The 8,500-nt window shown below is 68.8% G+C and carries 9 protein-coding genes; 4 read left to right on the plus strand and 5 right to left on the minus strand.

Annotated features, from left to right (window positions below; translation table 11 throughout):
• The first annotated feature begins 402 nt into the window (after window positions 1–402).
• The 4 genes from menD to NS2_RS34185 are packed head-to-tail and all read left to right on the plus strand — an operon-like array spanning window position 403 to window position 5,605.
• Window positions 403–2,127, plus strand: a complete 1,725-nt coding sequence (gene menD, locus NS2_RS34170) for a 2-succinyl-5-enolpyruvyl-6-hydroxy-3-cyclohexene-1-carboxylic-acid synthase (RefSeq protein ID WP_235264041.1) — start codon at window positions 403–405, stop codon at window positions 2,125–2,127.
• A complete protein-coding gene (locus NS2_RS34175) occupies window positions 2,127–3,296 on the plus strand; it encodes an AMP-binding protein (protein ID WP_052087060.1) in 1,170 nt (389 codons plus the stop codon). The genes menD and NS2_RS34175 overlap by 1 nt, the downstream gene beginning before the upstream one ends.
• Window positions 3,289–4,389: an isochorismate synthase gene (locus tag NS2_RS34180; protein WP_033091456.1), complete on the plus strand. Its 1,101-nt coding sequence runs from the start codon at window positions 3,289–3,291 to the stop codon at window positions 4,387–4,389. Before NS2_RS34175 ends, NS2_RS34180 begins: the two co-directional genes overlap by 8 nt.
• Window positions 4,390–4,432: 43 nt before the next feature.
• Entirely contained in the window at window positions 4,433–5,605 is a 1,173-nt protein-coding gene (locus tag NS2_RS34185; RefSeq protein ID WP_033091455.1) for a thiolase family protein, read from the plus strand.
• A gap of 1 nt (window position 5,606) precedes the next feature.
• Here the strand turns inward: NS2_RS34185 and NS2_RS34190 are convergent, their stop codons facing one another.
• From NS2_RS34190 to NS2_RS34210, 5 genes are read right to left on the minus strand one after another with little or no spacing between them, the layout of a single operon-like run.
• Window positions 5,607–6,182 (minus strand): TetR/AcrR family transcriptional regulator, encoded by a 576-nt coding sequence (locus NS2_RS34190; protein ID WP_033091454.1) that lies wholly within the window; start codon window positions 6,180–6,182, stop codon window positions 5,607–5,609.
• A gap of 41 nt (window positions 6,183–6,223) precedes the next feature.
• Complete coding sequence (locus tag NS2_RS34195; protein WP_052087059.1) at window positions 6,224–6,856, minus strand: TetR/AcrR family transcriptional regulator; 633 nt, start codon at window positions 6,854–6,856, stop codon at window positions 6,224–6,226.
• A 29-nt stretch (window positions 6,857–6,885) separates the two neighbouring features.
• On the minus strand, window positions 6,886–7,125 hold the full coding sequence (locus NS2_RS34200) for a hypothetical protein (RefSeq protein WP_147207424.1): 240 nt from the start codon (window positions 7,123–7,125) through the stop codon (window positions 6,886–6,888).
• Window positions 7,126–7,155: 30 nt separating this feature from the next.
• Entirely contained in the window at window positions 7,156–7,527 is a 372-nt protein-coding gene (locus NS2_RS34205) for a hypothetical protein (protein WP_147207425.1), read from the minus strand.
• A 15-nt stretch (window positions 7,528–7,542) separates the two neighbouring features.
• A complete protein-coding gene (locus tag NS2_RS34210) occupies window positions 7,543–8,493 on the minus strand; it encodes an MlaD family protein (protein WP_033091453.1) in 951 nt (316 codons plus the stop codon).
• Window positions 8,494–8,500 lie beyond the last annotated feature (7 nt).

Genomic DNA, 8,500 nt, shown 5'->3' on the forward strand with positions numbered 1-8,500 from the left:
CGACACTAGCCGGAAGTCGCGGCGTCGAATTCACACAATTTGGGGCGGGTCACCGAATCCCGACCGCGGGACGCGCGCGCGATACACGTTTTACCCAAGCGACGACAACCGTTAACTGGCCTGGAACAACGGTATTCGATAGTCTGGAACAAACCGACCAGTTGGAAATAATATTTCGACACGAAAGGCACTGAGCTGCATGGATGTTCGAAAGCCGGGGTCAAATTGACAGTGTCACAGCCGATCGCTAACGTGTCGCCATGACGTTGCCGGTCGGCTGACCAGCGGCACGGAATGGTCGGGGAAAATTTTGTGAGTGGACTTTCAGCCGGGCCTGCGCATTCGAATACGGATATCGCTTACGCCGCCCGTGAATTCATACCCTCGGTAATTTCCGCAGTGGTGATCGACGAACTCATTCGCAATGGCGTGAAATGGTTCGTGTACTGTCCCGGTTCGCGCAACGGACCGCTGGGATTCGAACTGGCGCGGCGAGCCCGCGCCGGGGAGATCGATTTTCAGGTGCGCCTGGACGAGCGTTCCGCGTCCTTCGTGGCGCTCGGGATCACCAAGGCGAGCGGGCGCCCGACGGCGGTCGTGACGACCTCGGGCACCGCGGTGTCCAACCTGCTGCCCGCGGTCACCGAGGCCAACTACTCCGATCTGCCGCTGCTGCTGGTCACCGCCAATCGGCCGCCGGAGGTGCTGGGCACCGGGGCATCGCAGACGGTGGAGCAGACCGCCCTGCTCGCCTCGCAGACCCGGCACGTGCAGCAACTCTGGTCCGGGGACACGCTGGGATCGGAGGCCAATGGCGTCCTGCGTTCCCAGGTGTGCCGGACGCTGGGCATCGGGACCGGGCGGCTGCTCGGGCGTCCCGGCCCGGTGCAGATCGATGTCCCGCTGTCGTCGGGCCTGCCGCCGAACGGTGAAGTCACCACTCCCCCTGGACGATCCGAGGGCGCGCCCTGGATCCGGATGCCGGATTTCAGCCGCGCCACACGCACCGGCGGCGACGAGATCGACCTGCGCCGTCCGACCCTCGTCATCGCCGGTGACGGCGCCGACCGGGCCGCCCTGCCGCCGCGAATGCCCGTCATGGCCGAACCGACGGTCGATATCGGCGACCGGAAACGCCTCCACCCCTGGGTACTCGACTACGTCGACCCCGAACAGGTCGTGATCTACGGCCGCCCGACCCTGCACCGCAATGTCGGACGGCTGCTGGCGCGCCCGCAGGTGCGCACCGTGCTGGCTGGCGGACCCGGCGATTGGGTCTACGCGGCACCCGATATCGAGATCCTGTCCGGCAATCCGGTGTTCCGCGGTGAGGCCGCCCCGGCGTGGGTCGAGGAGCTCGAGCTCACCGACGGGATCGTGCGCGGGCAGTGGACCCGCATTCTCAATGAAACCTCCACGCGCCGAATCGGTCTCGGCGTCGCCAGTGCCGTGCTCGGCGGTCTGCGCGACGGTGATGCGCTGTGGCTGGGCGCGTCCAATCCGATCCGCGACGTGTCGCTGGCCGGTGTGGTGCCCGCCGGTGTCCGGGTGCTGTCCAATCGCGGCGTCGCGGGCATCGACGGGAATGTCAGTGCCGCGGTGGGCGCGGCCCTGTCGGCACCCGATCGCACGGTCGTCGCGCTGCTGGGCGATCTGACCTTCGCCCACGACGCCTCGGGATTGCAGTTCGGACACCTCGAGCAGGTGCCCGGCAATCTGATCATCGTGGTGTCCAACGATTCCGGCGGCGGCATCTTCGAACTCCTCGAGCAGGGGGACGCCAGGTATCGGCAGGAGCCCTACGGCGATACCTTCGAACGGATCTACGGGACACCGCAGCGCGTCGACATCGCCGCGCTGTGCGGCGCCTACGGGGTGGCGCACCGCCGGGTCGAGCTCGAGGACCTCGGCGTCACACTGCGCCAGGAGCGGTTCGCGCAGCGGCTGTCCGTGCTCGAAATTTCGGTCGCCCGAACGGCTTTGCGCGGGGTGCACGCCACCGCGCGCCGGGCCGTCGATGCCGCCCTCGCCGCGGCCCCCGGCCCGGATACCACCCCCGACGCCGATGCCGCTCTCGAATTGGAACTGCGGGCCCCAGAGCTCTCCGGAAACCTCGAGTACTCCTGATGACGAACACCATGCCTTCGATTCCGCTGACGCCGCTGCTCGTCCCGGAAGACCCCGAACTCGCCGTCACCGCCCTGCAACGCGCCGTCGAGGCCGCACATCGCGGTGACCGGGCCGTCGCCCCGATCACCGATCCCGCCCAGGCCCGATCGCTGCCCGAGACCGTGGCGGCCGGGACCGCCGCACTGCTGTCGACCTCCGGTTCCAGTGGCGTTCCGAAGCGAACCCTGTTGTCCCGCAGCGCCTTGCTCGCCTCGGCCCGGGCCACCTCGGAGCGGCTCGGCGGTCCGGGCGACTGGCTGCTGTGCCTGCCCGCCGGATTCGTGGCGGGCTTCCAGGTGATCTCGCGGGCGGTGCTGGGCGGCACCCGGGTGTCGGCACTGCGGGAAGGCCGGTTCGATCCGGCCGGGTTCGCCGCCGCCGCGCGCGCCATGCCCGCGGGCCGCCGCTATACCTCGCTGGTGCCCACCCAGATCGCGCGGCTGCTCGCCGACGCCGAATCCCGGGACGCCCTGGCTGGTTTCGACCGGGTGCTGATCGGCGGTGCGCGCCTGGACGAGGCGACCGATCGGCGGCTGCGCGCGGTGACCGCCGCCGTGATCACCTACGGGATGACCGAGACCTGCGGCGGTTGCGTCTACGACGGGGTCCCGCTGCGCGGGGTGCGGGTGCGAATCGTGGACGAGCTCATCCATATCGGCGGCGACGTGGTCGCCGACGGCTACCTCGATCCGCCCGCCGATCAGCCCTTCTATACCGAGGACGGCACTCGCTGGTATCGCACCGCCGACCGCGGGCTGCTGTCGGCCGATGTCCTCGTTCCGACCGGCCGGATCGATGATCTGATCAATACCGGCGGCGTCAAGGTCTCGGCCATCGCGATCGAGCAGGCCCTGTCCGAGTTCTCCGATATCCAGGCCGCCGTGGTCATGGGCGTCCCCGACCCCGAATGGGGCGAGCTGGTCGGCGCGTATGTCGTGCCACGCCAGGGGGTTCCGATGCCGGATCCCGAACTCCTGCGCGATCGCGTCCGGCAGCGGCTCGGTCGCGCCGCGGTGCCCAAGCGCTTCGTGCTCGGCACCGAGGTGCCGCTGCTGCCCAATTCCAAGATCGACCGCCGTGCCGTCCACCAGCGGCTGACAACCGGAACGGAGCCTGCCCATGCGTGAACCCGTGCGCTTCCGCCTCAGCGGCGCGAGCGGCCCGGTGGGTCTGGACGGCCCGCTCATCTGCTACCACAGCCTGGCCGAGGCCGAGGCCGCCGTCCGCGCGGGCAACTACGGGAACCTCGTCGCGGGCTCTATCCCCTTCGACGACGGTGCCGCCAACCCCTCGCTGTATCTGGGCTGGCGCGGCGCACACCAGCCCGAGGCCGCCCCGGATGCCAAGGCGGCGACGCACTTCCGTGCGGATATCGATTTCAACGACGGCTCGATCGCGGACTACCTGCGCCTGCTCGACGACGCGCTGGCGCTGCTGCGGTCACCGGAGGCCACGCTCGAGAAGATCGTGATCGCGCGCTCCGAACGCTACTTCTACGACGGTGTGGTGGATCCGATCCGCCTGTTCGAGCGGATCGCCTCGTTGTATCCGAACGCACGCAACTACTTCGTCGAGCACCTGGACCATCCGGGCGTGTACACGATGGGCGCGAGTCCCGAACTGTTCCTGCGGAAGACGGGCCCCGCCGTCGTGATGACGCCGCTGGCCGGGACCGTCCCGCGCGACACCCGGCTGCCCGAATCCGCGGATCGGGGCCGCGCGCACGACCTGCTCTTCGACGACAAATACCTGGCCGAGCATCGGCACCTGGTGGACTTCATGGTCAAGGGGCTGGCGCCGTTCTGCTCGGACCTCGACCACGCCGCCCAGCCCGAACTGGTGGCCGCACCGGGCCTGTGGCACTTGGGAACTCCCATCACCGCCCGCCTGCTCGACCCCGAGACGCCGGTCGCCGACCTGGTCGCGGCACTGCACCCGTCCCCGGCGGTCTGCGGCGTCCCGCAGGAGGAGGCCCGGCGCATGATCGCCCGGTACGAATCGGCCCGCGAGTACTACGGCGGCCTGATCGGCTGGCTGGACGGTGCGGGCGACTGCGAGTTCCACATGGCGCTGCGGGGCCTGGAATTGGATACGCACCGAGGCAATCTCACCTTGCGGGCGGGCGGCGGTATCGTCGCGCGCAGCCGCATCGACATCGAGTTCGCCGAGACCTCGGCCAAACTCGCCACCATGCGCCGCGTGCTGGGGCTGCCCCGATGAGCACCGGCGGTTCGATCAGCAAGGCAGTCAGGGCATTCGGGTCATGCGGGATGCGGTAATCGTCGCGGCGGTACGGACGCCGATCGGACGGGGAAAGCCGGGCGGCGCGCTCGACGGCGTGCACCCGGTGGATCTGATGGCACACAGCCTGCGGGCGGTGGTGGCCGAGGCGGACATCGATCCCGCGCTGATCGACGAGGTCATCGGCGGCGTGGTCAGCCAGGTCGGCGAGCAGGCCACCAATGTGACGCGGCGGGCCTGCCTGGCGGCGGGATTCCCGGAATCGGTGCCCGCCAGCACCATCGACCGGCAGTGCAGTGCCAGCCAGCAGGCGCTGCGCTTCGCAGCGCACGCGGTGATCGCGGGCGACTGCGATCTGGTGGTGGCCACCGGGGTCGAGTCGGTGAGCCGGATTCCCATGGGCACCAGCCTGCTCGACGCCGACAATCTCACCGGCGCGGCCTTTCTGGAGCGGTACCCGCAGGGCGTGCCGTGGCAGGGGATCAGCGCCGAACTCATCACGGCGCGTTGGGGATTCAGCCGGGCTCAGCTCGACGAGTACGCGCTGGAGAGCCACCGCCGGGCCGCGGAGGCCACCAAGAACGGGAGTTTCGAGGCCGAGCTCACCTCGCCGATCAACGACCTGGCCTGCGACGAGGCCATCCGATTCGACAGCAGCGCAACCGGACTCGCCGCACTGCCGTCCTCGTTCCGGAACGAGGCGATCGGGCAGCGCTTCCCCGAGATCCGGTGGCACATCACCGCGGGCAATGCCAGCCAGCTCGGTGACGGCAGCGCCGCGGTGCTGGTGACGACCAGCGAGAACGCCCGCCGCCTCGGTCTGCCCCCGCTGGCCCGCATCCGCAGCCACATCGCCGTCGGCGACGACCCGTTCCTCATGCTGACCGCCGTCGTCCCGGCGACGGAGAAGGTGTTGAAGCACAGTGGACTTCGGCTGTCCGACATCGATCTGCTGGAGGTCAACGAGGCGTACGCGAGCGTGGTGCTGGCCTGGGCCCGGGAGACCGGGGCCGACCTGAGCCGCGTCAATGTCCACGGCGGCGCGATCTCGCTGGGCCATCCCCTCGGCGCGAGCGGGGTCCGCATCACCGCGACCCTGCTGCACGCGCTGCGCGAACGCGGCGGCCGTTACGGGTTGCAGACCATGTGCGAATCCGGCGGCCAGGCCAATGCGATGATCCTGGAAATGCTGTAGATCATCCGGATTCGTGTGCCAGCGCGGTGCGCAGGAAGGCGATGAGCTGGGTGCGGACCCGGTCCTGGGTGAGGCCGTCCGACCCGGCGCGCAGCGCCGACAGCAGCGCCGAGACCAGGACCGACACCAGCACCTCGCCCGCGATGTCCGGGTCCAGGCCGGGGTCCAGGAAGCCCCGGTCGATGCCGCGGCGGATGCGGTCCACCGATTGCGCGCCGTAGGCGCGGGCATTGTGCAGGCAGCGACCCAGGACGCGATCATCGATCGACGAGGCTTCCAGGAGAAAGAAATTCACCAGGCCCGGTTCGGTGGCGGCCAGGTCGTAGCAGCGGTCGATGACGCGGGCATAGCGGGCGCAGAAGGCGTCCATGGAATCGGGGGCGTCCCCGCCCTCGGGACCGAGCAGGCGCAGGACCAGCAGTTCGAAGCAGTGGTCGATGACGGCGTCGAGGATGTCGCGCCGATTGGCGAAATAGTTGTAGAAGGTGCCGTGGCTGACGCCCGCGGCGGCGGCGATATCGTCGACCGAGATGGCACGGAAGCCGCGGGTCATCACCAATTCGTAGGCGGCGGCCACCAGTTCGGCGCGGCGGCGTTCGGCCCGGGTGCGCCCACGCGCTACGGGCGCGGGCCCGGCGGGCGCAGGCTCCGCTCGAGAAGGTCGAAGACCACCGTCATGCTGCGCTCGCGGATGCCCGGATTGCCCGCGCCCACGAGTTCCCGCATGGTCCACGGGCCGACCATGGTGAGGACGGTGTGGCCCAGCACCTCCGGGTCGATGTCTGGACGGATCCAACCTTCCTCCATGCCACGCGTCAGTTCCCCCGCGATCAACGAGGCGGTGATCGCCTCCAGGCCCAGCAGCCGGTGCGCCAGTTCCGGATCGATGGCCCCCGCCTCCACCACCAGCAGCCGCAGCACCCGCGGCTCCCGCTCGAGCAGCTCGTAGAGTCGCTCGATCGCGGCCCGCACCTCCGCCATCAACCCGGAGACATCGGCCGCGGACCCGAGCACCGTGTGCAGTTCCATCGCGTCGGTCACCTTCTCGATACCGAGATCGATGACGTGGTCCAGGATTTCGCGTTTGCTGCCGAAGTAGCGGTACACGGTGCCCTGCCCGATGCCGGCGCGGGCCGCCACCTCGGAGATGGCGGTGGCCTCGTAGCCGTTGGCGGTGAAGACTTCGAAGGCGGCTTCGATGATCTGCCGGCGCCGCCGCGACGGAAGCTCGCGCTGCGGCGGGCGGCCCATCCGGCTCGAAGCCGGATTGCGATTCGAAGCTATTTCGCGGCCCCGCTCTTCGCGCCGACGTCCTTGGGGCCGTAGTCGGTGACCAGCCAGTCGCCGCCGGTCTTGGCGACGGTGAGCACCAGCAGGTTGGGCACGGTGGCGGGATCCTGCTGCTGCACGTTCTGGGTCTTCTGGGTGGCGTAGACGGTGACCGTGTATTGGTCGTTGCCCTTGGCCTCCACCGAGGTGCCCACCACGTCGCCGGAGGCCACCACCTGGGCATCGGTCATGATCTTGGCGAGGGTGTCGTGGACCTGGGTTTACCTGTCGCGCAGGCCGTCCGAGGTGCCGCGCTGCACGCCGTCGAAGAAGGCGGGCAGGTTGCGGTAGTCGTAGGTCAGCGAGCGCAGGGTGTAGTCCTTGGTCACCTGGGCGGCCCGATCCCGGTCGGACTGATCGGATTTGAGGGCGTCGTAGTCATCGGCCGCGTTGTTCCAGAACACCCCGAGCACCACGGCGACCATCGCGAAGATCACAGCCGCGACGGCGACCAAAGGATAGGCGCGCTCGCCGAAGCTCTTGGCGGACAGCGCGTTCGCAACCGCTGCCGGGGCGGCCTCGGGCTTCGGCTCGATCACCGCGGTCATTCCGGTCGCGGCGGCCACCGGCTCGGTCTTGTCGGTCTCACTCATGACATGCCTTCTTTGCTAGCGAGGAGTTTCGATGGCCACGTGCGCCGCGCCGTCGCCGGGGAATACCGCGGACAGCAGGTCCACGATCGATCCGGCGTCGACGCGCAGCGGTTTGATGGCGGTGGTGGCGGGCTTGAGAACGGTGGCGATGTGGCTCAGGTCGGGCCCGATCAGCCGCAGATAGTCATTGATCTTGCCGACCAGGGGTCCGATCGGATCGTCGAAGATCTTCTCCCCGATGTAGGAGTAGTTCTGGAACGCGCCGATGATGTGCAGCAGCTCCGGCAGCGCGGTGTCCATATCCCCGGCGGCGGCGCTGATGGTGGGCGCGCGCCCGTCGAACCTGTCGCCCAGGTTCTGCACGTTGGAGTACAGCCGCGCGATGGCATCGTGCTTGTCCCGCAACAGGTTCGCGGTATCGATCAGCGCCCTGGTCAGGTTGGCGACATCGGCGTCGCGGCCCTCGAATCCGGCCGCCACCGTGGACGCCAGATGCTGCAGCTTGGCCGGATCCAGCTGCGCGGTCAGCGCGTCCAGCTTGGCCAGTGCGTCACCGACGGTGGTCGCGATCCTGACCTGTCGGTTGGGCACGATGCTGCCGTCGCGCAGGAACGGCCCCACGGTGCCGTTGGGCCGGAAGTCGAGGAACTGCTCCCCCGCCGCCGACAGGTTGGCGATCTGCACGGTGCTGTCGGCCGGAATCTTGTACTTGGCGTCGTATTCGAGGGTGACCGACAGTCCGCGCGCGGTGGTCCCGATATCGCGCACCTTGCCGATCGGCAGGCCGCGCAGCGTCACCTCGGAGATCTTCATCAGACCGCCCGAGCTGTCCAAAAGCACTGTGACGGTGTTGTTCTGGCGGCGCGGGTCCAGATTCAGCACGCCCACGGCCATGTAGCTGCCGCAGACCAGGGTGAGCACCATCAGCAGGACCAGTGAAACCGGCCCGGAGAGTGAGAGTTTCATCTAGTAC

This window comes from Nocardia seriolae NBRC 15557 (genome assembly GCF_007990715.1).
GTDB classification, from domain to species: domain Bacteria; phylum Actinomycetota; class Actinomycetes; order Mycobacteriales; family Mycobacteriaceae; genus Nocardia; species Nocardia seriolae.